Raw genomic sequence first — 22871 nt, 5'->3', positions numbered from 1 at the left:
CGGTGCACGAGCCTTACGGCAGCTCACTCGGCTGCCCGCCCCCAGGCGGCGTCGCGCAGCAGCCGCAGGCCGTTGAGGCCGACGATGACAGTGGACCCCTCGTGGCCGGCGACGCCCAGGGGCAGGGGCAGGGTGCCGGCCAGGTCCCAGACGACCAGGCCGGCGATGAACGCCCCGGCGATCACGAGGTTCTGCACGACGAGCTGACGCGCCCGCCTCGAAAGGGCGATCACCGTGGGGACGGTGGCGAGTTCGTCGCGGACGATCACCGCGTCCGCGGTCTCCAGGGCGAGGTCGGAGCCCGCGCGGCCCATCGCGACGCCGGTGTGGGCCGCGGCAAGGGCGGGGGCGTCGTTGACACCGTCTCCCAGGACCAGGACCCTGCGACCCGCTGCCCCCAGTTCCCTGACCGCGCTCACCTTGTGCTGCGGCAGCAGGCCGGCCCGCACGTCGTCGATGCCGACCTCGTCGGCGAGACGGGCGGCGGCGCGCGGGTTGTCGCCGGTCAGCAGCAGCGGCTTCGTCCCGGTCAGCGTGGTCAGGGCCGTCACGGTGCCGGCCGCGTCCGGGCGCAGCCGGTCGGCGATGCCGATGACGCCCACGGGAACCCCGTCCACGGTGACGAGCACGGCGGTCCGTCCGTCGTCCTCCAACTCGGCCACGAGCACGGCCGCGTGTGCTGCGGACGGGTCCGAGGCCCCGTCGAGCAACCGGGCCGGCGCTCCGACCGCGACCACGCGTCCGTCGACTCCGGCGGTCACCCCGACCCCGGGCGAGGACTCGAAGTCCGCCGCCGCGGGCAGCACGAGACCGCGTTCGCGAGCCGCGTCCACGACGGCACGCGCCAGCGGATGCTCGCTCGGGTGCTCGGCCCCGGCCGCCAGCCTGAGCAACTCGCTCTCCCGCAGTCCGGATCGCAGCCCGGATCCGGCCAGCGGCCGTAGGTCGGTGACCTTGGGTGTGCCCTCGGTCAGCGTGCCGGTCTTGTCCAGCGCGACGGCGTCGACCTGGCCCAGCCGCTCCATCACCACGGCCGACTTGACCAGCACACCGTGCCGTCCGGCGTTGGCGATCGCGGACAGCAGGGGCGGCATGGTCGCCAGCACCACCGCGCACGGCGATGCCACGATCATGAAGGTCATGGCCCGTAGCAGCGCCCCGGTCAGCTCCTCGCCCAACGCCAGCGGCACCAGGAAGACGGCCACGGTCGCGGCCACCATGCCCAGTGAGTAGCACTGTTCGACCTTCTCGATGAACAGCTGGGTGGGTGCCTTGGTCTCGGACGCCTCCTCGACCATGCGGACGATCCGGGCGATCACCGAGTCGGAGGCGTCGCGTTCGACGCGGACGCGCAGGGCGCCGGTGCCGTTGACGGTGCCCGCGAAGACCTCGTCTCCGATTTCCTTCGGCACGGGGAGCGGTTCGCCGGTGATGGTCGCCTGGTCGACCTCGCCGGCCCCGTCCAGCACCCGGCCGTCGGCTCCCACGCGCTCTCCGGGCCGTACCAGGATGATGTCACCCACCACCAGCTCCCCGGCCTGCACCGGCTGTTCGCCACCGCCAGGGGTGAGCCGGGTGGCCGTGGCGGGGGCGAGGTCGAGCAGCCCGCGGACGGAGTCGGCGGTGCGGGCCGTGGCGAGTGCCTCCAGCGCGCCGGACGTGGCGAAGATGACGATCAGCAGGGCGCCGTCCATCACCTGGCCGATCGCGGCCGCACCGAGCGCGGCCACGATCATCAGCAGGTCGACGTCGAGGGTCTTGTCCTTGAGTGCCCGCAGCCCCGCCCAGCCCGGTTCCCAGCCGCCGGTGACGTACGACAGCGCGTACAGCGGACCCCATGTCCAGGTGGGGGCACCGGACAGCTGCAGGGGCAACGCGAGCAGGAAGAGGACCGTGGCCGCGGCGGCCCAGCGCGCCTCGGGCAGCGCGAACACGCGGGTACGCCGCCAGGGCGAGCCGGCCTCACGCGGGAGTGTGCCCCGGTCGGCGGACAGAGGGGGAAGTGTGGAGGTCATCGGCGAGGTGGTCCTTCACAGGGGACGCCATGAGGTCATGCAACAGGGAACGCACAAGGGCATAGCGGACACATCGACGCCCCGCGGCCGCCCCTCCATCATACAGGAATACATGAAGAGCCATTCATTCCTTCATGTCAGTAGGATGAGGGCATGGGCCACGGAGCTGACGTCAGGACCGACGCGACCGCGCGCGAACGCCTCGAAACGGTGGGTGCCGCCGACGTGGCCGCCACGCTCCAGGCCCTGGCAACGCCCTCCCGCCTACGGATCCTGGCCCGCCTCCAGGAGGGTCCCTGCGCGGCGACCGAACTCGCCGACGCCGTCGGCATGGAGCAGTCCGCCTGCTCCCACCAACTGCGCCTGCTGCGGAACCTGGGCCTGGTCACCGGCGAGCGCCGGGGCCGCTCGGTCATCTACGCGCTCTACGACAACCACGTCGCCGAGCTTCTGGAGCAGGCCCTGTACCACGTCGAGCACCTGCGCCTCGGCCTGCGCGACACCCCGGCGGCCACCGACGCCGACGCCGCGGCGGTCCTGGGCTGACCAGCCGCACACCAGGCCCGCGCACCCCCACGCCCCTCCAGGGACCGGAACACCTCAACACATGACTCATCATTCATGTGGACATGGATTTCATTTCCATCTACGTTGAGGGGGTACCGATCCGGCGAGTGCCTCTGGGGGTGATCTGCCGTGGGCAGCCGGACGACCCGGCAACGGAGGGCGGTGCTGCGTGCGCTCGCGACCTGTACGGACTTCGTGGCCGCACAGGACCTGTACGCCCGGCTGGTCGCCGATGCTCACTCGATCGGCCTCACCACCGTCTATCGGGCGCTGCGTGAACTGGAGGCCGAGGGCGGCGTCGACGTCATACGCGAAGACGACGGCGGACGGCTCTACCGGCTGCGCCCGGCCGACGGGCACCGCCACTACCTGATCTGCCGCTGCTGCGGGCGCAGCCGCCCGGTGGACTCCGAGGTCGTCGAGGACTGGGCCGCGCGGATCGCCACCGACACCGGGTTCGCCGCGGTGGAGCACACCGTCGAGCTCACCGGCCTCTGCACCGACTGCCACCTCACCGGGGACGAACAAGGAGAGCCACCATGCCGCTTGGAGCCCGACAGCCGGGACCGCCGCAGCAGCTACGCGCGCTGAAGGAGACCGTACGCGGCCTGCTCGGTCTCGACGACGACACCGCCGTCATGGTCCGCCGGCTCGCCTGCACCGAACCCGGCTGCCCACCGCTGGAGACGGTCGTCGCCGTGCTCCCCATGGACGGCGCCGCCCGCCGCTGGACCCTGCACCAGGCCGCCGACGAGATCACCGAGGACGACCTCCGGCGCGCCCTGCTCACCGACGAACACCACCACCAGGACCACTAGGAGGCCGACTTGACCACCCCGGACCCGCGGGAACCGCGCGACGAGCGTGTCCCCGTCACCGTGCTGACCGGCTTCCTCGGCTCGGGCAAGACGACCCTGCTCAACCGCATCCTCACCGAGCACCACGGGATGCGGATCGCCGTCATCGAGAACGAGTTCGGCGAGGTCGGCATCGACGACGCCCTCGTCCTCGACGCCGAGGAAGAGATCTTCGAGATGAACAACGGTTGCATCTGCTGCACCGTACGAGGAGATCTCATCCGCATCCTGGGCGCCCTGATGCGCCGCCGCGAGAAGTTCGACCACATCCTCATCGAGACCACCGGCCTCGCCGACCCGGCGCCCGTCGCGCAGACCTTCTTCATGGACGACGAGATCGCCGCCCAGCTGCGCCTGGACGCCATCGTCACCCTCGTCGACGCCGTCCATGTGCTCCAGCACCTGGACGAGGTCAAGCCCGAGGGCGTGGAGAACGAGGCCGTCGAGCAGATCGCCTTCGCCGACCGGGTGGTGCTCAACAAGACCGACCTGGCCGACGACGAGACGATCGTGGAGGTCGTCCGCCGGATCCGTGGCATCAACAACGGCGTACGGGTCATCCCGGCCCGGCACGCCGAGGTCGACCTCCAGCAGGTTCTGGACGTCGGCGCGTTCGACCTGGAGCGGGTCCTTGCCGATGACCCGTCCTTCCTCACCGAGACCGAGCACCAGCACGACCTGACCGTCACCTCGGTCGGTATCGACCTGCCCGGCGAGCTCGACGAGGACCGACTCAACGCCTGGCTGGGCAACCTGCTGCGCACCAAGGGCGTCGACATCTTCCGCTCCAAGGGCATTCTCGCCATCGCGGGCGCTCCGAAGCAGTACGTCTTCCAGGGCGTGCACATGCTGTTGGACGGCGAGTTCGGCCGGGACTGGCGGGACGGTGAGGAGCGGCGCAACAAGCTCGTCTTCATCGGCCGCAACCTCGACCGGGACGGCCTGGAGCGCGGCTTCGCCGCCTGCCTGGCCACGGCGGGAGCGGTCGCGTGAGCGTCAGCAGTGTGGAGGCCGCGCTCGCCTGGGAGGTCTCCGTCGACGACGCCCCGGTCGCGCTGAGCGCGCGGGGGGATCTGGTGGCGGTCGCGGGGGCCGAGGGCACGGTACGGGTCCTCGATGCCGCGTTCGGCGCCGAGATCGGGGCACTGGACCTGCCCGGCGGGGCACTGCGCGTCGCACTCTCCCCGGACGCGCAGCACTTGGCGGTCACCGGGCCCATGGGGTACGCCCTGTGGCGGCGCGTGGACGGCCGTACGACGGTCAGAGAATCCGGTGCCTGGTCGGCGGCCGCCGCCTGGGCGGACCAGGAACGGCTCGCGGTCGCCTCCGGCCGGCGCGCTCTCGTCCTCGACGCGGACGGGGGCCAGTTGTGGCGTACGGAGCCTGCCGCGTCCACGGTCACCGACCTCGCGTGGCTGCGGCAGGGACGGCGGCTGGCCGTGGCCGCTTACGGCGCGGTACGCGGCCATGAACGGCACACCGAGCAGCCGGTGGTCACGTATCCGTACGTCGGCTCGCATCTGGCGCTCGCCGTCGCACCGACCGGGAAGTGGATCTGCAGCGGCAACCAGGACGCGTCGATCCACATCTGGCGCACCCGCGACGGCAGTGAACTGACCATGTCCGGTTACCCGGAGAAGGTCTCACGGCTCGCGTTCGACGAGACCGGGTTCTGGCTGGCCGCCGACGGCGCGCCGGACGTGACGGTGTGGGACTTCGCCGGCAAGGGCCCGGAGGGCACCGCGCCACGCTCCCTGCGTTGCCACGAGACGGTCACCGCGCTCGCGTGGCGGCCGGGGGCCGCCGGTCACCTCGCCAGCGGGGGTGACGACGGCACGGTAGCGCTGTGGCACGCGACCGCCGGTCGGCCCGAGGCGCGGCTGCGACCGGCGCGGACGGTCGAAGGCGACGGCGCGGCGGTCGCGGCGCTCGCCTGGGCCGGTCCCCATCTGCTGGTGAGCGCCCACCGGGACGGCCGCGTCCGGGCGCACGCCGTACCGTCCAGGACTGCCCTGTGAGTCCCCGTACCGTGACGATCGGCGCGGCCCGGGACAGGCCCTGCACACTCGTCGTCTGCCGGGGCTGCTGCTGCGGCAATGCGCGCAAGCACCCCGGCACCGACCACACCTGGCAGTTGGAGCGGCTGCGCGCCGGTGCCGCCGAGCACGGCTTTCACGTCCGTACGACGGACTGCCTCGGCCCCTGCGACCAGGCCAACGTCATCGTCGTCCAGCCCTCCGCGGCCGGTCGGCGGGCCGGGGGCAGGGCCACCTGGATCGGCTTCGCCATGGACGACGACTGCACGGAGGAGCTGCTGCGCTGGGCGGCCGAGGGCGGGCCCGGGATCGCGGCGCCTCCGGTGGCGCTGGAGCTGCAGTTCGTCCGCCCGCCGCGTGAGGCCCGGCTCCGTGCACGCCGGTGACCCGGTACGGGCCGACGAGGCCGTCGGCGGCCGCGACGTCATCGCGGCCGCCCGCCTCGACGAGGCCACGGCGGCATCCGTGGCGGCCACGCTCCAGGCCCTGGCCACCCCCTCCCGGCTGCTGATCCTCACAGCCCTGCGGCAGGCGGACACGTCGGGCGTCTCCGTCACCGAACTCGCCGCCGCCGTCGGCATGGAGCAGTCCGCCGTCTCCCACCAACTGCGCCTGCTGCGCGCGTTGGGCCTGGTCACCGGCCGACGCGACGGCCGACGCGTCGTCTACCGCCTCTACGACGACCACGTCGCCCAACTCCTCGACCAGGCCGTCCACCACATCGAACACCTACGGATCGGCATGCGCGACCCCCGCTGAACCGAGGCCAGACCACCCACACGCCCTCGGCAACGGCAGAGCGATCCGCCGTCCCCCACCAGATCCACCCCCCACATACCCTCACCACGCCGGCACGCAAGGGGTGCGGGCGACGCCGCCGCCTTCCCGACGTCACCGCCGCCGTTCCCGACGTCATCGCCGCCGCCATGGAGCAATCCGCCGTCCCCCACCGACTCCACCCGCCGCACACCCTGACCACATCGGCATGCACGTCCCGCGCCGAGCCGACGTCAGGCCGCCACACCCCGTCGAGGCCGCACGGCGATCACCGTCGTCGCGTACACGGCCGTCGCCGTCGCCAGGATGGCGAAGCTCGGCGGCAGCACCGGCGCGGCGTAGCTGAGGGCCAGCCCCGTCCACATCTCGGCGACCGCGAGCCCGGCCGACAACAGCAGGGCGTGGTAGGGGCGTTGGGTCAGCCGGTGTGCCGCTCCCGCGGGTGCGGCGAGCAGGCCGAGCAGCAGCAGTGAGCCGACCGCCTGGGTGGCCTGCGCTGTGCAGGCCCCGACCAGGACGAGGAAGGCGGTACCGACGGCCCGTACGGGTACTCCGCGCGCCGCCGCCACCGCCTCGTCGACCGAGGCGAACAGCAACGGGCGGGCCAGCAGTACGACGGCCCCGCAGATCCCGGCGCCCGTCGCGGCGGCGGTCCACGCCTGGCTTCCCGACAGCCCGAAGACCGAGCCGAACAGGACGCTCACCCCCGCCGTGCCGTGCGTGGCGCCCCGCGAGGTCGTGTACAGCGTGAGGAAGAAGGCCCCCAGGCCCAGCAGCCAGGAGAAGACACTGCCGATGGCCACGTCGTCGGCGCGTCCCCGGCGTCCGACGGCCCCGAGCAGGACGGCCACGGCGATGGTGCCGGCGAACAGGCCCAGCCGCGGGTCCACCCCTACCGCGAGGGCACCCAGGGCGCCCGTGAACGCGACATGGCCGAGCGCGTCGCCGGTGAAGACCTGGGCGCGCAGCACCAGGAAGTAGCCGACCAGCCCGGCGGCCGCCGCGATACCGGTGCCGGCGAGCAGGGCATGGACGAAGAAGGGATGCGCGAAGGCGCTCATGCGAGCTTGCCTTCCACGAGCCTTCCGAAGCGGGTCAGCACGTACGCGGCGAAGGCGAACGTCGTCACATAGAACCCGATCGGATACGGCGAGTAGTACGCGGCCACCAGTGCGGCCCACACCGCCGCGACCGCGATCAGCACGGACAGCGCGAGGCTCACCACCGGTCGTGCGGTGAGCTGTTGTGCCGTGGCCGCCGGCATCACGAGCAGCGCGAAGACGAGCAGGCTGCCGGTGATCTGGCTGGCGCCGGCCGTGGCCAGGCCCAGCAGGACCAGGAACGCCGCCGACAGGGCCCGTACCGGAACGCGCCCTGCCGCGGCGACCGCCGCGTCGAGCGAGGCGAACAGCAACGGCCGCCCGATCACCGCCAGCACGCCCAGCGCTACGGCCGCGATCACGGCCAGGGTCAGCACCTGCGCGTCGGTGATACCCAGGAAGCTGCCGAACAGCAGGGAGTTGACCCCTCCGAGGAAACCCTTGTACAGGGCGACGAAGAGATACCCGCAGGCCAGCAGGAACGCCTGCACGGTCCCGGTCAGCGCGGCGTCCTGTCCGGCCTCGCGCCGGGACACGGCTGCCAGGACCAGGGCCGCGCCCACACAGAACGCGAAGTAGCCGAAGACCGCGCTGATCCCGAGCAGTGTCGCGAACGCGGCGCCGGGGAAGCTCACCATCGCGAGGGTGTGGCCGGCGAAGCTCTGCCGCCGCAGGACCATGAACCAGCCCATGACGGCGGCCAGTACGGCCACGATCGTGCCGGCGCGGAAGGCGTTGACCATGAACGGATAGGCCCACAGCTCGCGGATGACGCTCATGAGGCGTGCCGATCGCTGTGCACGGCCGGCGGCTCGGGGGCGCCGACCACGACCAGCCGCCCGTCCGTCGCGCGCAGGACCTCCACGGGCGCTCCGTACAGCCGGGTCAGCGTCTGTGTCGTGACGACGTCCTCGGGCCGCCCCGCGGCCACCCCGCCCCCGGCGATGTACACGACGCGGTCGAGCCACGGCAGGATCGGGTTCACATCGTGGGCGACCATGACCACGCTCGTCGCCCGCTCCCGGCAGATCCGCCCGACCAGCGCGGCGACGGCACCCTGGTGCGAGAGGTCGAGACTGTCCAGCGGCTCGTCCAGCAGCAGCAACTCCGGCCTACGTACGAGGGCCTGGGCGATCAGCAGCCGTTGTTGCTCGCCGCCCGAGCAGGCGCCGATCGGCCGGTGCGCGTACGAGGTTGCGCCTGCCAACTCGATGGCCTCCGCGACCCGTTCGTCCTGCTCACGCCGGCGCGCGCTGAAGCGGGCGGGAACGGGCAGCGGGACGCCCCAACGGTCGCCGTCCAGACCGAGCCGGACGATGTCGACGCCCCGGATCCTGAGCGACACGTCGAAGTTGCGGCGTTGGGGCAGGTAGCCCACACGGTCCCCGGTCCGGCCGGGCACCCCGCCCAGCACCCGCACGTCGCCCCCGGCGGGCGGCACCATCCCCAGCAGCATCTTCACCAGGGTCGACTTGCCGGCGCCGTTCGGGCCGAGCACCGCCACGAACTCCCCTGCGCCGACCGTGAGATCCACGTCCGACCACAGGGTTCGCCCGCCCACCCGCGCCGCCGCGCCCCGCAGGGAGACAACCGGCGCGTCCGCACCCGACCGCTGCGTCGGCACGAGTGCCCGTACGGCCTCGGAACTCATCGCCTCCCCGCCGCCTCGGCCAGCGCCGCCTTCAGCGCGCGCAACTGCCGTACCTGCCAGTCCTGGAAGGACGCGGTGGCCGGGGTGGGCGTCTCGGTGACGGTGACCACCGGAATGCCCGCCGCCTTGGCCGCCTTGACCTGGGCCTGGACGTCCGGGGTGGAGTTCTGGCTGTTGTAGACGTAGACCTTGATCTTCTTGCCCGCGATCTGGCCGTCGATCGTGGACTTGTCCTTGGCCGTCGGGTCGGTGCCCTCGCTGATCGCGTCGAGGAAGCTCTCCGGCGTCAGCATCTTCAGGCCGAGGCCGTCGGCGAGCGGAGTGACGATGGACTCCGAGGCTCCGATCGGGGTGTCGGCGTAGGTCTTCCTGATGCTCGATATGAGCTGGTTGTAGGGCGCGAGGGTGGTGTTCTCGAAGGTCTTCGCGCGGCCGTCGAAGTACGCGGAGTGGTCCGGGTCGATCTTCTTGTAGTCGGCGGTGATCTTCTCGATGACCTGGTGGACGTCGTCCGGGGAGAACCAGCGGTGCGGGTTGTCGCCGGGCTTGAGGCCGACCAGGTCGCCGACCTTCAGCTCGGTGCGGCCCGAGTCCGGGTTGGCGGCGAGCAGCTTGTCGGCCCAGGCGTCGTAACCGATGCCGTTGACGATGGCGTAGCGGGCGGTGGCGACCTTGCGGCCGTCGGCGGCTGTGGGCTCGTAGTCGTGCGGGTCGGCGTTCGGGTTGCTGATGACGCTGGTGACCTTGACGTGGCTGCCGCCGAGTTGCTGGGCGATGGAGCCCCAGAAGTTCTCCGCGGCCACCACCTGGATCGGGCCGTCGGACGATGTGGCGGTGTCCGAGGAGGCCGCTGTGGAGCAGGCACTCGCCCCGGCACTGAGCAGGAGGGCCGCGAGGACGGCGGCGGAACGGCGGGACGGGGCGGGGCGCATGACGGGGGTCTCCTTCGGGAAGCATCAATGAAAATGATTTTCATGACCATACTCCAGAGGCCTCCTCGCCGTCATTAGTAATGGGATCCATTTTCATGTAGCGTTCGGTCCGCCATCAGCTCACCAGGAGGAGGACAACATGGCCGTGCCCAAGCGGAAGATGTCCCGCAGCAACACCCGCCACCGCCGCGCGCAGTGGAAGGCCACCACCCCGCAGCTCGTACCGGTCACCGTCGACGGCGTCCCCTACCTGGTGCCGCAGCGGCTGGCCAAGGCGTACGAGCGCGGGCTGCTGCGCCCCGAAGGCTGACCATCGATGTCGTACGACTCCTCCGGGCGACTGCCCGTCACCGTCCTGTCCGGCTTCCTCGGCGCCGGCAAGACCACCCTCCTCAACCACGTTCTCGGTAACCGCGAGGGCCTGCGCGTCGCCGTCATCGTCAACGACATGAGCGAGGTCAACATCGACGCCGCCCTGGTGCGCGGTGGCGAGGCCGCACTGTCGCGCACCGAGGAGCGGCTGGTCGAGATGACCAACGGGTGCATCTGCTGCACCCTGCGTGACGATCTGCTGGTGGAGGTCGACCGGCTGGCCCGCGAGGGCCGCTTCGACTACCTGCTGATCGAGTCGTCGGGCATCTCCGAACCCATGCCGGTGGCCGCCACCTTCGCCTTCGCCCGCGACGACGGGGCGACGCTCGACGACCTCGCCCGGCTGGACACCATGGTCACCGTCGTCGACGCGGCGAACTTCCTCGCCGAACTGGCGAGCGGGGACGAGCTGGTCGAGCGCGGCCTTGACCAGTACGAGGACGACGAACGCACCGTCAGCGACCTGCTGATGGACCAGATCGAGTTCGCCGACGTGATCGTGCTCAACAAGCTCGACCTCATCGACACGCAGACCGCCGACCGGCTCCGGGCGACCCTCGCCCGCCTCAACCCGGCCGCCCGCATCGTCCCGGCCGTCCGGGGCCGCGTGCAGATCGGTGACGTACTCGGTACCCGCCTGTTCGACCTGGAGCGCGCCCAGCAGGCGCCCGGCTGGGTCAGGGAACTCAACGGCGACCATGTACCCGAGACGGAGGAGTACGGCATCTCGTCCACCGTGTTCCGCTCCGAAGTGCCCTTCCACCCGGCCCGGTTGTGGACGTTCGTGACCGAGGAGCTCGACAGCGGGGCCTACGGGCGGGTCCTGCGGTCCAAGGGCTTCTTCACCCTGGCCAGCCGCCCGCACGTGACCGGTCTGTGGTCGCAGGCGGGCTCCGTGGCACGCTTCGAGCCCTCCACGGCCCGCGACGACGAGGAGAGCGCCGACCGTCAGGAACTGGTCTTCATCGGCACGGACCTGCACGCGGACGCACTGACGGCGGCCCTCACCGACTGCCTCATGGCGGACGGCGAGAGCCTGCCGCCCGTCGACCCGTTCCCCGCCTGGGAGACCTACGGCATCGACGACACCTGCGATCACGAGCAGCCCGCGCTCCTGGCGGGCACCTGAGACCCCGGGCCGGGCGATGGACGCAGCCACGGCATCGCCCGGCCCGGTAAGGACATCGACCGGACCGCCCCGCGGCGGCACGTCTGGCAGGGTGATCGCCATGAAGGCGCACGTGACAGGGACGACAGCCGAGTTCGCACAGCTCACCCGGCCCCAGGACGCCACCGCCGACCTCAGACGGCAGCTGATCGACTGCTGGACGACGGTGACCAACGCGGGCGGGGCGGTCATCGCCGCCAGTTTTCCGCTGCCACCGGTGTGCACGCGGGTCGTCGAGCCCGAGGTCGACCGGCTCGTCCGCGAACTCGATCCGCACCGCGGCAGGCTGCTCGTGGCCACCGTCGAGGGCATGCTCGCGGGCTGGCTGCTGCTGCGCCGCGATCAGCATCCGCTCGTCGCGCACTGCGGGGTGGTCAACCACGTCCAGACCCACCCCCGGTTCCGAGGCCTGGGCATCGGCGCGGCACTGATGCGCCGCGTCCCCGGCATCGCCCGCGACGAGATGGGCCTGGAACGGCTGGGACTCACCGCGCGAGGCGGGACGGGGCTCGAGGTGTTCTACCGGAAGCTGGGCTGGACGGAGGTCGGCCGCTGGCCGGGGGCACTGCGGGTGGCCCCCGGCGACGACCGCGACGAGATCCTGATGAGCCTCAGCCTCTGATCCCTCGGAGGGGGTCAGTCCTTGACGGCGACGAGGACATGGCTGTCACCGAACTGCCAGACGGGGGCGACCTGGGCAAAGCCCGCCTGCCGTAGCAGTTCCATGTGGCGTGCCGCTGTCAGGTCGTAGTCGCCACTGCTCGCGGCGTGTACGGCCAGGCGCCGCTCGCGCTCGGTGAACAGATCGGCCAGTTCGGGATCCTCGGCCACCGCGCTCCACCAGGACCGCCAGTCCTCGTGCGCGTGGGAGTGCGAGCGCTCCGCCCGGCAGCGGCCCACATGCGCCGTGAGTTCGGCGCAGGACCGGCCGGCCGCCGGGAAGTGGTCCCCGTTGACGAGGGCGCCACCGGGGCGCAGGAGTGCCGCGAGACGGCGGTAGGTGCGCAGCAGGGTCGGCTCGGGGAGGTAGTGCAGGGCTGTGGTCGACACGGCCGCGTCGAGCGGGCGGTCCAGGTCGAGGGCGTCGGTCCAGCCGTCGTCGCCGATCACGGTGTCGACGTAGCGGGCGGTGCCCGCGCGGTGGGTGCGGGCGAGTTCCAGCAGCAGCGGGTCCATGTCGACGGCGACGATCTCGGCGTCCGGCAGCCGCTCGGCGAGCCGGGCGGCCAACGAGCCCGGCCCACAGCCCAGGTCCAGCAGCAGCGGCCTGGCCCGGTCGGCCGAGATGTGCTCGACGACATCGGCGATCACGGTGAACCGCTCCTCGCGGTCCACGGCGTAACGCTGTTGCTGCCGCTCCCAGCGTTCCACCCAGTGTTTGGCCGTCGCCATGCTCACGCCCATCTGGCCGCGCCACCTCTTCCGTCGTTCACCTGTCGCAGCCGAATCTACAGGCGGAAACGGTTTTCATTGGCGTGTTGGACGCGGTGTCAGTCAAGCGATGCGAGAACGCTCAGCAGACGGTCGATTTCCTCCTCCGTGTTGTACACATGCAGGCTGACCCGCACCGAACCGTCCTTCTCGGTCGCCCCGGCCTGGCACAGGCTGTCGGCCCGCACCATGAAGCCGTGGCTGAACAGGATGAAGCCGAGGTCGTCGGAGGGGATGCCGTGATGCCGGAAGGTGACGATGCCGTGGCGCCTTTGCGCTGCCGGGAGGGCGGAGTCGGCGCCGAGGCTGGACTGGCAGCCCAGGGTCTCGTACGAGGCGAGGTGCCGCAGTCCCTCGGTCAGCCGGCCCGTGAGGGCGCCGGTCCAGCGGGCGATCCGTGCCGTGCCCGCCGCGTCCAGCCAGTCGAGCGCGGCCTCCAGGGAAGCGATACCCACGGTGTTGGGGGTGCCGCGCCAGCCGCCGGGCTCGAACACCGGGCCGCGCGCGTTCCTCGCCCACACCGCCCCGGTCCCGGGCAGGGCCAGCGCCTTGTGCCCGGAGAAGACGACGAAGTCGACGTCGAGCGCGGACTCGGCCACGGACACCGGGAGATGGCCGACGCTTTGGGCCGCGTCCAGGCAGATCGGCACGTCCGGGCCGACGGCCGCGCGGAGGCGGTGCACGTTCATGTCACCGCCGTAGACATGGTGGATGTGCGTGGCGGCGACGAACCGGGTGCGTGGGCCGACGACCTGGTCCAGGGCCCGGTGGTCGTAGTCGCCCGACTGCGGCTGGTACGGCAGTGCTCGTACCCGCACGCCGATCCCCCGCTCCGCCAGCAGCCGTTGGGCCTCCAGCCAGGGGTCGAGGTTCGCCCGGTGGTCCGCGAAGGGGACGAGTATCTCGTCGCCGTCGGTGAGATACCCGGTGAGCCAGTCGCGGGCGATGGTGCGCAGCCCCTCGGTGGTCCCGCCGGTGAAGTGGACGGCGGAGCGCTGTGGTTCGGGGTCGGCGAGGAACTCCTTCACCCGCTGTCGGGTCCGCTCCACCAGCTCCGTGGTCCGGTTGGCCCATGGGTAGGTGCCCCGCCCCGCGTTGGCGTTGGCCGTCGTGAGGTAGGCCTGTACGGCGTCCAGCACGGCCCGGGGCTTCTGCGAGGTGGCCGCGCTGTCGAGATAGGTCAGTTCGGGGTGGGCGGTGATGATGGGAAACTGCTCCCGCAACTCCCGCTGCCACAGTGCCGGTTCGGCCCGGCTGGTCGACTCGACGCTCATTCCCGCACCAGCGGCGCACCCGCGTCCCGCCACGCGACGATCCCGCCGGCCAGGCTACGGACGTCCGGATGCCCCATTCTGGTCAGCAGCGCCGCATACCGCGCGGACTTCTCGCCCACCGGGCAGGCCAGCAGCACCGGCTGCGCCTTGCTGAAGGGCAGCCCGGCGCGGACCAGTTCGTCGAAGAGCTCGTCGACGATGTTGACGGACCCCTCGATGTGCAGCGCGGCGTAGGCGTGCGGGCCACGCAGGTCGACGACGAGCGGGCGCGGGTCGCCTCCGGCGATCCAACGCCGGGCGCCCTCGGTGTCGACGACTCGCGCCCCGGCCCGGACCTCGGCCTCGGTGAGGGCTGCCGCGGAGTGACCCCGGCGCGGGCTGCCCAGCAGTTCGGGACGGCGCTGCCGTACGTAGCTCAGATAGCTCTCGGCCCGGTCGCAGACGATGAAGACCGCCGTGCGGCGCGGTTCGGAATCCGTCAACTCCTCGTCCACGGACCGTAGATGGCGTACCGCGCCCAGGTAGGCGGCGCCACCGGTCGGCCCGGTCAGCAGTCCGCAGCGGCGGATGAGGGTGAGCATGCCGTCGATGGCCTCGTCGGAGCTGACCGACTCGATCGTGTCGTACGTCGCCGGGTCGAAGAGGCCGACCTGGTGGACCTCGTCGATGGTGCGGATACCGGGGATGAAGTCCGACTTGTCGGCGACCAGGCCGAGGACGCGTACGTCCGGGTCGTGCTCGCGCAGCACCCTGGCCACGCCGGTCGACGAACCGGCCGTACCGACGCAGGCGATGAACCAGTCGGGCGCGCGTCCGTCCAGGTCCTTGATGATCTCCGGGCCGGTGCCGGCCGCGTGCGCCTCGGTGTTGCGCGGGTTGAAGTACTGGTCGGTGTGCAGATACATGCTTCCCTGCTCGGAGAGCGCCTGGTGGAAGCGGGTCAGCGGATCGTCGGTGTCGGTCGGGTCGAGGCACTCGCTCTGTCCGGGCAGTTCCTCGATCTCGGCGCCCAGCAGCAGGAGCAGTTCCTTGATCTCCGGTACCCGCATCCGGTTGGTGACGCTCTTGAAGCGCAGGCCGTGCATCCCGGCGAGGAGGGCGAGGGCCTTGGCGGTGTTGCCGCTGGAGAGTTCCACGACCGTCTCGCCGTTCTCGGCGGCGGCTTCGAGCAGCGGGCGGGCCATGTTCCAGGCGGGCCGGTCCTTGACCGAGCCGAAGGGGTTGAGCATCTCCAGTTTCGCGTACAGGTCTATGTGGTGAAGGCCGTGCACCGTCGGGTCGATGCGTACCAACGGCGTGTTGCCGATGGCCTCCGTGATGCTGTCGTATCTCATGACCAGTCTCCCCCGGGATGTGTGATCGGCCAGTACTCCTCGTCCAGGCACCAGCGCCAGGAACCTCCCTCTCGCACCACGGCCACCGTGCGGGCGACCGGCTGCCGCTGGGCGTGATGGGCGTGGAAGTCCATCGCGTACCCCGCGGTGTTGGCGAAGGCGAGCAGGTCCCCGGCGTGCGGCAGCCGGGGCAGGAAGACCGTGCGGCGCGTGATCAGATCGGCCTCCAGGCAGAGATTGCCGACGAGGTGGACGCCCACCGGGCCTTCCCCCTGCGTCGCGGTGCGGGGCAGCAGTACGGGGTCGACGAGCACACCGTGCTCCTCCAGGCTGACGTCCCCGGCGTTCATGCCGAGGCGCACCAGATACTCGCCCGAGCCGGAAGCCGAGCCGGAAGTCCCTTCTGTACGCCGCACGTCCAGGACGCGTGCCAGGGAGAGCCCGCACTGGTCGACCAGGGCCCGGCCGGGTTCGGTGTACAGGTCGTACAGGTGCTCCAGGAGCAGGGTGGCCGACGAGCGGCCCAGGGAGGGGGCGGGCAGGGAGAGGAGCTCGTCGAGGTAGCCGGGGCCTGCGGTGGGGCGGTGCGCCGGATAGAGGGCGGCGTTCCCGCGTACCGTGCCTCCCTCGTTGCGCAGCCCGTAGCCGTGGCCGCGCCAGGTCAGCGGCGGGCGGGTGCCGAGCACCGCCTCGGTCAGCGCGGTGGTGTAGCGCTCCCACTCGTCGGCGTCGGCGACGTAACCGGCCCCGAAGCCGCCGCCGATGTCGAGGACGCGCGGCGCCAGGCCCCGGGCCCGGCACTCGTCCATGACCCTCACACAGCGCTCCAGGGCACGGGCCTTCTCCGCCTGGGCGGTGGTGTCCAGGTGGTAGGCGATGCCCGTCAACTCGACGGCGTCACCGTGCCGTTCGACTGCGGAGAGCAGCTCACCGACGTCCCGGGCCGGAGAGCCGAAGCGACTGCGCCGCGAGAGCACGCGCACGCCCTGGAGGTCGCGCTCCGACTCGAACTCGGAGAGCCGCAGCAGTACATCGACGCGTGGCAGGCCGTACTTCCTTACCAGTTCGGCCAGTTGGTCGAGTTCGCCGCGCGAGTCGGCGTTCACCGTCACCCCGGCGCGGGCGGCCAGCCACAGGAACTCCGGGTCCTTGGGGCCGGTGGCCATGATCCGGTCCGGGGTGAAGCCGCACCCCAGGGCGTGTTGCAACTCCCCCAGCGAGGCGACGTCGATGCCGACCCCGGCCGGATGAGCCGCCGCCAGCCGCCGCACCAGCGCGCTGGACCGGTTCGCCTTGTGCGCGAAGTACACCCGCCCGGCGAGGTGGTGCGCGCGGTAGACGGCCTGGAACCGATCGGCGTTCTCGGCGATCCGCTCCGGGAGCAGCACGTTGAGCGGAGAGCCGAGTGCGTCGACGAGCGAGTGCAGTAGTGATCCGGCGTCCAGCAGCGAGCTGAGCGGCGGTTCAAGTCGTGGTCGCAGATACAGGGGCACTCCCACGACAGGCACCTTCCCTTTCGGCCTGCATCGGCCGAGCGGCTCCGACGACGGTTCGGGCGTAATCATTTCCTCGTACAACCGTCATTAAGCGCTCACGAACGGACACATCAAGACAGGCGGCCGCGACTCGCTCCACCAACACATGCGGGCATTGCTATATATTGATGTCGCCATGCGCTGCAGGCACCCCTCCCTCAAGCGACCCCAAGAGCACGTCAGGAGCACGAGATGACCAGCGCCACCGAGCACCGCACGCACGACGATCACACGCACACCCACGGCGAGGGCTGCGGGCACGTCGCCATCCCGCACGGCGACCACACCGACTTCGCGCACGACGGGCACCTCCACCGGACCCACGAGGGCCATGTCGACGAGTGCGCCAGCGCCGACCATGCGACCCACCAGGGCCACGACCACCAGCACGGCGAAGGCTGCGGGCACGTGGCCGTGCCGCACGAGGACCACGTCGACTACGTGCACGACGGCCACCGTCACGCTGCGCACGAGGGGCACTGGGACGACCACTGAGCCGGTCCCGCACCCAGGACGCGGAGGAACCGAAAATCATTGCCACATGCTAATATCTGCATGTGACAACCGTTCCCCCTTCCCCGGCGACCCCTGCGGACGAGCCGATACGCGCCCTCCAGGCGGCCAGTGACCTCCTCAAGGCACTGGCCTCCCCGGTGCGTCTCGGCATCGTGCGCGAACTGTCCGAGGGCGAGAAGTACGTCCATGAACTGGTCGCGGCCCTCGGCGTGAGTCAGCCGCTGGTCTCCCAGCACCTCCGGATCCTGCGCGCCTCCCGCATCGTGACCGCACACCGGCAGGCCCGGGAGATCCGGTACGGCCTCACCGACGACCACGTCGCCCACATCGTGCTGGACGCGATCCGGCACGCCCAGGAGTAGCCCGGCATCGCCGCGATCCGGTGGCGCCGGGCCGAGACCATATGGAAACCGGCCACGCGGATGGGCTTCCCCGAGGCCACCGACACTCGCACTTTTGCGCTTCCCGCAAGTTACGTTGCCAATGTTGCACGGCTTCGAGCACGGTGGGCCCCTCGGAACCGGACCAACGAGGAAGCGGGTGCCGCACGATGGCATACGGCCGGGACATCACGGGTGGACGATTCACACTGGACTGGAAGGCGTGGCGGGCGGGATGGGAGCAGTGGCTCCTCGCACCCCTGGCTGGCTGTCGGCGCGATCGCTGTACTGGCTGGATGCCACCCCCCGGCGCTACCCGGGGCTGCCGGGCCTGTGGTCCCAGGAGCAAGGCGAGGTCGTCATCGACCCGGAAGAGGCGACGACGTCGTTCGGGGGCGAGAGTTTCGACACCGTGAGGCGGCTCGCGCAGGCCGACGCCCCCGACGACCAGCGGGTGACGGCAGGCGAGCTGGAGGTCGGCATCACCTACCGTGATTCCTACATGATCGTGGTCTACGACCCGGACGCACCGACGCGACGGAACCTCAGTGGGGTCCCCGTCTTCGAGCCGAACCCCGACTGGGTGCTCACCGGACGCTACGAACCGTACGAGTCGTCCAGCCCGATCAAACTCGGCTCCGTCGACCCGGAGTTGAGTGAGCACACATACGACTCCCCCGGGCTTGTCCACTTCCAGCACGCCCATCACACCTGCACCCTGCGGGTGCTGCGCTCCGGCGGCACGCTGCACACGGTGTTCGCCGACGGCACCAGTGGCGTCACCACCTACAGCGCGGGCCGCTCGCTGGTGATCTCCGACGTGGGCGAGGACGGAAGGGTGCTCCTGGACTTCAATCGGGCGGTGAACCTGCCGTGCGCGTTCAGCGACAACTTCCCCATCTGCCCCGTCCCTCCGCCGGGCAACCGACTGCCCTTCGCCGTCGAGGCGGGCGAGCGGACACCACGCGAGAAGACCGGCTGACCGCCGTAGCCATCTGGCTGGTCACGGCGCACACCTCCGGTCTCTGCCGAGGAACGGCATGCCGAGGTTCGGGCCCCGGTCCGTGAAAGCCCCTGGGCGAAAACAACACTCGCTTATGGGAATCGTGTTCAATTACGGTGGAGGGGAATCAGCCCAAGCGTCTCGGGAGGTCCGCCCCATGCAGGACTCGTCGGTCGGGCAGTCGTCCCCGGCCTGGCGCACGACCCGGCAACGGCTCGCGGTCATGGGCGCGTTGCACGACTGCCCCGGCTTCACGTCCGCGAGGGAACTGCATGCGGCGCTCGAAGCCGGCGGCGCCACGGTCGGACTGACCACGGTGTACCGGACCCTGCGGACGCTGGAGCGAACCGGGCACGTCGACGTCGTACGGGAAAAGACCGGCGAGCGGCTGTACCGCCCGCGCCCCACCGACGGGCACCGGCACTACCTCGTCTGCCGGCTGTGCGGCGTCAGTCACCCCGTGGACGCCGACGCCGTCGAGCGATGGGCGGACGGCGTGGCGGCGGCCACGGGATTCGCCGAGGTCGAACACACCGTGGAGCTCACGGGGATCTGCGATCACTGCCGGCCGGTGGAGCCGGACCCAGGGCCGCCCGTCTGGGAGCGGGAGGCACCGATCCACTAGCCGGCGATGGCGGTCGGTAGCGGAACGCATCGCACGCGTAGCCGTCATGTCAAGCCTTGGCAACGATTTTCATATTGACCGCAATCGGCCATGGTCCTGACATTCATTTCCACCTAGCGTGGTAGGTGACCGGCTTCGACCGGCCGTTCCCACCCTTGCGAAGACTCCCGCTCCAACCCGTCGTGGAGGACCCATGCCCTCGTCCCCGTCCCGCAGCCTGGCGCTGATAGCCGGCGCCTCCCTGGCCCTGCTGGCAGGCTGCGGCAGCTCGTCGGACACCAAAAGCGACGGGAGTTCCGCGTCGGACTCGGCCTCGTCGTCCAAGGTCGCGGTGGTCGCCTCGACGAACGTCTACGGCGACATCGCCGAGCAGATAGGCGGCGACCATGTCGACGTCACCTCGATCATCAGCGACCCCGACCAGGACCCGCACTCCTACGAGGCCGACACCCAGAACCAGTTGACCCTGTCCAAGGCGAAGGTCGTCATCGAGAACGGCGGCGGCTACGACGACTTCATCGACCGCATGCTGAAGAGCAGCAACTCCTCCGCCGAAGTGATCAACGCCGTCAAGGTCTCCGGCAAGACCGCTCCCAAGGGCGGCGACCTCAACGAGCACGTCTGGTACGACTTCCCCACCGTCGCCAAGATCGCCGACAGCATCTCCACCGCTCTGGGCAAGGCCGATCCCAACGACGCCGCCGTCTTCACCAAGAACGCCGAGACCTTCAAGTCGAAGCTCACTCCGCTGGAGTCGAAGGAAGCGCAGATCAAGAAGGAGCACAGCGGTGCGGGCATCGGCATCACCGAGCCGGTACCGCTGTACATGACCGAGGCGAGCGGTCTGGTCAACAAGACACCCGAGGAGTTCAGCAAGGCCATCGAGGAAGGCAGCGACGTCTCCCCGAAGGTGCTGCAGGAGACCCTGGCCCTGTACAGCGGCAAGCAGGTCAAGGCGCTGGTCTACAACGCGCAGACCTCCGGCCCGCAGACGGTGAAGGTCGAGAACGCGGCCAAGGCGGCCGGTGTTCCCACCGTGCCCGTGACCGAGACCCTGCCCAAGGGCAAGGACTACCTCGGCTGGATGACGTCGAACGTCGACGCGCTCGCGAGCGCGCTGGCCAAGTGAGGCGGGCGGCCGTGGCCCCCGTCCCGCAGTCCCGGCAGGGCGACAGCGGTACCGCGCCGGTGCTCAGCCTGCGCTCGGCCGCCGTGTCCTACGGCGAGCGTGTGGTGTGGCAGGGCCTCGATCTCGACGTACGGCCCGGGGAGTTCCTGGCCGTGCTCGGCCCGAACGGGTCGGGCAAGACCAGCCTCGTCCGGGCCCTGCTGGGCCGGCAGCCACTGTCCGCCGGAACGCTGACGGTCCTCGGCCGGCCCGCGTCCAAGGGCGGCCGGCACATCGGGTACGTCCCACAGCAGGCGGCCCTGTCCGCGTACGCGATGCTGCGCGCCCGCGACCTCGTGCGGTTCGGGATCGACGGGCACCGTTTCGGGCCGAGGCTGCGCACGGGTGCCGCCCGCCGTCGGGTGGACGAGATCCTGGAGGCGGTCGGGGCCTCGGCGTACGCCGATGTCCCGCTCGGGCTGCTGTCCGGCGGCGAGCGCCAGCGCGTGCGCATCGGGCAGGCCCTGGCGACCGACCCGCGGATCCTGCTGTGCGACGAGCCGCTGCTCTCCCTCGACCTGAACCACCAGCGGGCGGTCACCGAACTGGTGGACGCCCGACGCCGTTCCCACGGCACGGCGGTGGTCTTCGTCACCCACGAGATCAACCCGATCCTCGGGCTGGTGGACCGGGTGCTGTACCTGGCGCGCGGCGGCTTCCGGATCGGGACACCGGAGGAGGTCCTGACCTCCGCATCGCTGTCCCAGCTGTACGGCACCCAGGTGGACGTCGTCCGCGTGCACGGCCGGGTCGTGGTCGTAGGAGCACCCGACGAGGTCGCCGCACCTCCTCACCACTCCGCCCAGGAAACCCACGAGACCGACGGAGTCCGCTCATGACGCTCGCCGACGGGATCTGGCAGCAGATCTTCGCCTTCGACAACTACGGCGAACTGCTGACGCTGGTCCGCAACTCCCTCATCGTCGGCGCCGCGCTCGGCCTGGTCGGCGGCCTGGCCGGGGTCTTCGTCATCATGCGCGACCTGCCCTTCGCGGTACACGGCATCAGCGAGCTGTCCTTCGCGGGCGCGTCCGCGGCGCTGCTGCTGGAAGTCAACATCGTGGCGGGTTCGATCGTCGGCTCCCTGGTGGCGGCAGGCGCGATCGGCGTCCTCGGAGCGCGCGCCCGGGACCGCAATTCGGCCATCGGCATCCTCATGCCCTTCGGTCTCGGCCTCGGCGTGCTCTTCCTCGCTCTCTACAAGGGCCGTGCGGCCAACAAGTTCGGCCTGCTCACCGGACAGATCGTCGCCGTGGACACCCCACAGATGAACTGGCTGCTCGGCACCTCCGCCCTGGTCCTCGTCGTCCTCGCGGTCATCTGGCGCCCCCTGGCCTTCGCCAGCGCCGACCCGGACGTCGCCGAGGCCCGCGGGGTGCCGGTGCGGGGACTGTCCTTCGCCTTCATGGTCGTGCTCGGCCTGACGGTCGCCCTGTCGGTACAGGTCGTCGGCGCTCTGCTGGTCCTCACCCTCGTCGTCACGCCGGCAGCCGCCGCGGCCCGCGTCACCGCGTCGCCGATCCTGCTCCCCCTGCTCAGCGTGGCCTTCGCCGTGGTCTCGATCGAGGGCGGGATCCTGCTCGCCCTGGGCAGCAGCATTCCCATCAGCCCCTACGTCACCACCATCTCGTTCACCATCTACGTCGCCTGCCGACTGGCGGGCGGCTACCGCACCCGACGGTGGGGAGCCAGGAGGTCAGCCCCGCAACCTGCGTGAACCACGGTCTCGCGGTGGTCTAACTGAGACCACCACACAGCCGCTCCCGTACTCTTCCTCAGAGCCGTCGCGAAGGCCCGGCTTCGGAGGGGGAAGGACAACCACGAGGGAGACGGCATGGGAACCGCTGACCGGCAGAGTGCCGGTGACTGGTTCGGGGCCGACGACCGGCCCCGAACCACGGGTGATCGGGCGAGCGAATACGGCCACGACTACGCGTACGGGGAACCTCCCCCGTCCGCACCTCACCCCGGCTACGGACCCGATGACGGCGCGGACCGTACCTCCTCCTCGGCTGTAGACCACGGGCACCCGCCTGCTCAGGGACCCGGTCAGGGCGGCTCCGGTGCAGGCGGCGGGCACGGTCACTCGCACAGCCACAGCCACGGACCCGCCGCGCCGGTCTCCAAGCA

The 22871-nt window shown here is 70.8% G+C and carries 26 protein-coding genes; 17 read left to right on the top strand and 9 right to left on the bottom strand.

Features of this window, described 5'->3' with window-relative positions; translation table 11 throughout:
- Positions 1 to 23 precede the first annotated feature (23 nt).
- Positions 24 to 2015, bottom strand: coding sequence for a heavy metal translocating P-type ATPase (locus ABTY98_RS33485; RefSeq protein WP_352224834.1), 1992 nt, complete (start codon positions 2013 to 2015; stop codon positions 24 to 26).
- A gap of 153 nt (positions 2016 to 2168) precedes the next feature.
- Here ABTY98_RS33485 and ABTY98_RS33480 point away from each other — a divergent pair, with 153 nt between their 5' ends.
- From ABTY98_RS33480 to ABTY98_RS33450, 7 genes are all read left to right on the top strand, one after another.
- Entirely contained in the window at positions 2169 to 2561 is a 393-nt protein-coding gene (locus ABTY98_RS33480; protein WP_352224833.1) for an ArsR/SmtB family transcription factor, read from the top strand.
- A gap of 150 nt (positions 2562 to 2711) precedes the next feature.
- A complete protein-coding gene (locus ABTY98_RS33475; RefSeq protein ID WP_352224832.1) occupies positions 2712 to 3173 on the top strand; it encodes a Fur family transcriptional regulator in 462 nt (153 codons plus the stop codon).
- Positions 3122 to 3400, top strand: coding sequence for a hypothetical protein (locus ABTY98_RS33470; RefSeq protein WP_352224831.1), 279 nt, complete (start codon positions 3122 to 3124; stop codon positions 3398 to 3400). The genes ABTY98_RS33475 and ABTY98_RS33470 overlap by 52 nt, the downstream gene beginning before the upstream one ends.
- Before the next feature lie 9 nt (positions 3401 to 3409).
- Positions 3410 to 4432, top strand: coding sequence for a CobW family GTP-binding protein (locus ABTY98_RS33465; protein ID WP_352224830.1), 1023 nt, complete (start codon positions 3410 to 3412; stop codon positions 4430 to 4432).
- A complete protein-coding gene (locus tag ABTY98_RS33460; RefSeq protein WP_352224829.1) occupies positions 4429 to 5457 on the top strand; it encodes a WD40 repeat domain-containing protein in 1029 nt (342 codons plus the stop codon). Before ABTY98_RS33465 ends, ABTY98_RS33460 begins: the two co-directional genes overlap by 4 nt.
- The gene (locus ABTY98_RS33455; RefSeq protein ID WP_352224828.1) at positions 5454 to 5861 is read left to right on the top strand and encodes a (2Fe-2S) ferredoxin domain-containing protein; all 408 of its coding nucleotides are present in this window, start codon (positions 5454 to 5456) and stop codon (positions 5859 to 5861) included. Before ABTY98_RS33460 ends, ABTY98_RS33455 begins: the two co-directional genes overlap by 4 nt.
- On the top strand, positions 5848 to 6234 hold the full coding sequence (locus ABTY98_RS33450) for an ArsR/SmtB family transcription factor (protein WP_502994419.1): 387 nt from the start codon (positions 5848 to 5850) through the stop codon (positions 6232 to 6234). The genes ABTY98_RS33455 and ABTY98_RS33450 overlap by 14 nt, the downstream gene beginning before the upstream one ends.
- Before the next feature lie 251 nt (positions 6235 to 6485).
- Here ABTY98_RS33450 and ABTY98_RS33445 read toward each other — a convergent pair whose 3' ends face one another.
- From ABTY98_RS33445 to ABTY98_RS33430, 4 genes are read right to left on the bottom strand one after another with little or no spacing between them, the layout of a single operon-like run.
- Positions 6486 to 7313 (bottom strand): metal ABC transporter permease, encoded by an 828-nt coding sequence (locus tag ABTY98_RS33445; RefSeq protein WP_352224827.1) that lies wholly within the window; start codon positions 7311 to 7313, stop codon positions 6486 to 6488.
- Complete coding sequence (locus ABTY98_RS33440; protein WP_352224826.1) at positions 7310 to 8131, bottom strand: metal ABC transporter permease; 822 nt, start codon at positions 8129 to 8131, stop codon at positions 7310 to 7312. Before ABTY98_RS33440 ends, ABTY98_RS33445 begins: the two co-directional genes overlap by 4 nt.
- A complete protein-coding gene (locus ABTY98_RS33435; RefSeq protein ID WP_352224825.1) occupies positions 8128 to 9003 on the bottom strand; it encodes a metal ABC transporter ATP-binding protein in 876 nt (291 codons plus the stop codon). The genes ABTY98_RS33440 and ABTY98_RS33435 overlap by 4 nt, the downstream gene beginning before the upstream one ends.
- Entirely contained in the window at positions 9000 to 9935 is a 936-nt protein-coding gene (locus tag ABTY98_RS33430; protein ID WP_352224824.1) for a metal ABC transporter solute-binding protein, Zn/Mn family, read from the bottom strand. Before ABTY98_RS33430 ends, ABTY98_RS33435 begins: the two co-directional genes overlap by 4 nt.
- Before the next feature lie 139 nt (positions 9936 to 10074).
- On the opposite strand from ABTY98_RS33430, the gene rpmF reads away from it, so the two are divergent.
- From rpmF to ABTY98_RS33415, 3 genes are all read left to right on the top strand, one after another.
- Positions 10075 to 10245, top strand: a complete 171-nt coding sequence (gene rpmF / locus ABTY98_RS33425) for a 50S ribosomal protein L32 (RefSeq protein WP_181658604.1) — start codon at positions 10075 to 10077, stop codon at positions 10243 to 10245.
- A gap of 6 nt (positions 10246 to 10251) precedes the next feature.
- Complete coding sequence (locus ABTY98_RS33420) at positions 10252 to 11436, top strand: GTP-binding protein (RefSeq protein ID WP_352224823.1); 1185 nt, start codon at positions 10252 to 10254, stop codon at positions 11434 to 11436.
- 100 nt (positions 11437 to 11536) lie between these two features.
- Positions 11537 to 12097, top strand: a complete 561-nt coding sequence (locus tag ABTY98_RS33415; RefSeq protein ID WP_352224822.1) for a GNAT family N-acetyltransferase — start codon at positions 11537 to 11539, stop codon at positions 12095 to 12097.
- Between the two features lie 14 nt (positions 12098 to 12111).
- On the opposite strand, the gene ABTY98_RS33410 is transcribed toward ABTY98_RS33415, so the two are convergent.
- From ABTY98_RS33410 to ABTY98_RS33395, 4 genes are all read right to left on the bottom strand, one after another.
- Positions 12112 to 12879, bottom strand: coding sequence for a class I SAM-dependent methyltransferase (locus ABTY98_RS33410; protein WP_352224821.1), 768 nt, complete (start codon positions 12877 to 12879; stop codon positions 12112 to 12114).
- An 86-nt stretch (positions 12880 to 12965) separates the two neighbouring features.
- A complete protein-coding gene (locus ABTY98_RS33405; RefSeq protein WP_352224820.1) occupies positions 12966 to 14180 on the bottom strand; it encodes an aminotransferase class V-fold PLP-dependent enzyme in 1215 nt (404 codons plus the stop codon).
- A complete protein-coding gene (locus ABTY98_RS33400; RefSeq protein WP_352224819.1) occupies positions 14177 to 15514 on the bottom strand; it encodes a pyridoxal-phosphate dependent enzyme in 1338 nt (445 codons plus the stop codon). The genes ABTY98_RS33405 and ABTY98_RS33400 overlap by 4 nt, the downstream gene beginning before the upstream one ends.
- Entirely contained in the window at positions 15511 to 17013 is a 1503-nt protein-coding gene (locus ABTY98_RS33395; RefSeq protein ID WP_352224818.1) for a Y4yA family PLP-dependent enzyme, read from the bottom strand. Before ABTY98_RS33395 ends, ABTY98_RS33400 begins: the two co-directional genes overlap by 4 nt.
- Before the next feature lie 228 nt (positions 17014 to 17241).
- Between ABTY98_RS33395 and ABTY98_RS33390 the strand changes: the two genes are divergently transcribed.
- The 7 genes from ABTY98_RS33390 (at position 17242) to ABTY98_RS33360 (ending at position 22458) form a co-directional block, all read left to right on the top strand.
- Positions 17242 to 17544, top strand: a complete 303-nt coding sequence (locus tag ABTY98_RS33390; RefSeq protein WP_352224817.1) for a hypothetical protein — start codon at positions 17242 to 17244, stop codon at positions 17542 to 17544.
- Positions 17545 to 17606: 62 nt separating this feature from the next.
- Positions 17607 to 17927 carry an ArsR/SmtB family transcription factor gene (locus tag ABTY98_RS33385; RefSeq protein ID WP_352224816.1) on the top strand — a complete coding sequence of 107 codons (321 nt, stop codon included), beginning with the start codon at positions 17607 to 17609 and terminating at the stop codon, positions 17925 to 17927.
- A gap of 262 nt (positions 17928 to 18189) precedes the next feature.
- Positions 18190 to 18927 carry a DUF1684 domain-containing protein gene (locus tag ABTY98_RS33380; protein WP_352224815.1) on the top strand — a complete coding sequence of 246 codons (738 nt, stop codon included), beginning with the start codon at positions 18190 to 18192 and terminating at the stop codon, positions 18925 to 18927.
- Between the two features lie 178 nt (positions 18928 to 19105).
- Positions 19106 to 19573 carry a Fur family transcriptional regulator gene (locus ABTY98_RS33375; protein ID WP_352224814.1) on the top strand — a complete coding sequence of 156 codons (468 nt, stop codon included), beginning with the start codon at positions 19106 to 19108 and terminating at the stop codon, positions 19571 to 19573.
- Positions 19574 to 19766: 193 nt separating this feature from the next.
- Complete coding sequence (locus ABTY98_RS33370; RefSeq protein ID WP_352224813.1) at positions 19767 to 20702, top strand: metal ABC transporter solute-binding protein, Zn/Mn family; 936 nt, start codon at positions 19767 to 19769, stop codon at positions 20700 to 20702.
- An 11-nt stretch (positions 20703 to 20713) separates the two neighbouring features.
- Positions 20714 to 21580 (top strand): metal ABC transporter ATP-binding protein, encoded by an 867-nt coding sequence (locus ABTY98_RS33365; RefSeq protein WP_352224812.1) that lies wholly within the window; start codon positions 20714 to 20716, stop codon positions 21578 to 21580.
- A complete protein-coding gene (locus tag ABTY98_RS33360) occupies positions 21577 to 22458 on the top strand; it encodes a metal ABC transporter permease (RefSeq protein ID WP_352224811.1) in 882 nt (293 codons plus the stop codon). The genes ABTY98_RS33365 and ABTY98_RS33360 overlap by 4 nt, the downstream gene beginning before the upstream one ends.
- Positions 22459 to 22871 lie beyond the last annotated feature (413 nt).

The organism is Streptomyces sp. NPDC096040, from assembly GCF_040303265.1.
Lineage (GTDB): Bacteria > Actinomycetota > Actinomycetes > Streptomycetales > Streptomycetaceae > Streptomyces.
The sequence above is the reverse complement of the archived record's forward strand: the minus strand, read 5'-3'. Positions and strand labels throughout refer to the sequence as shown.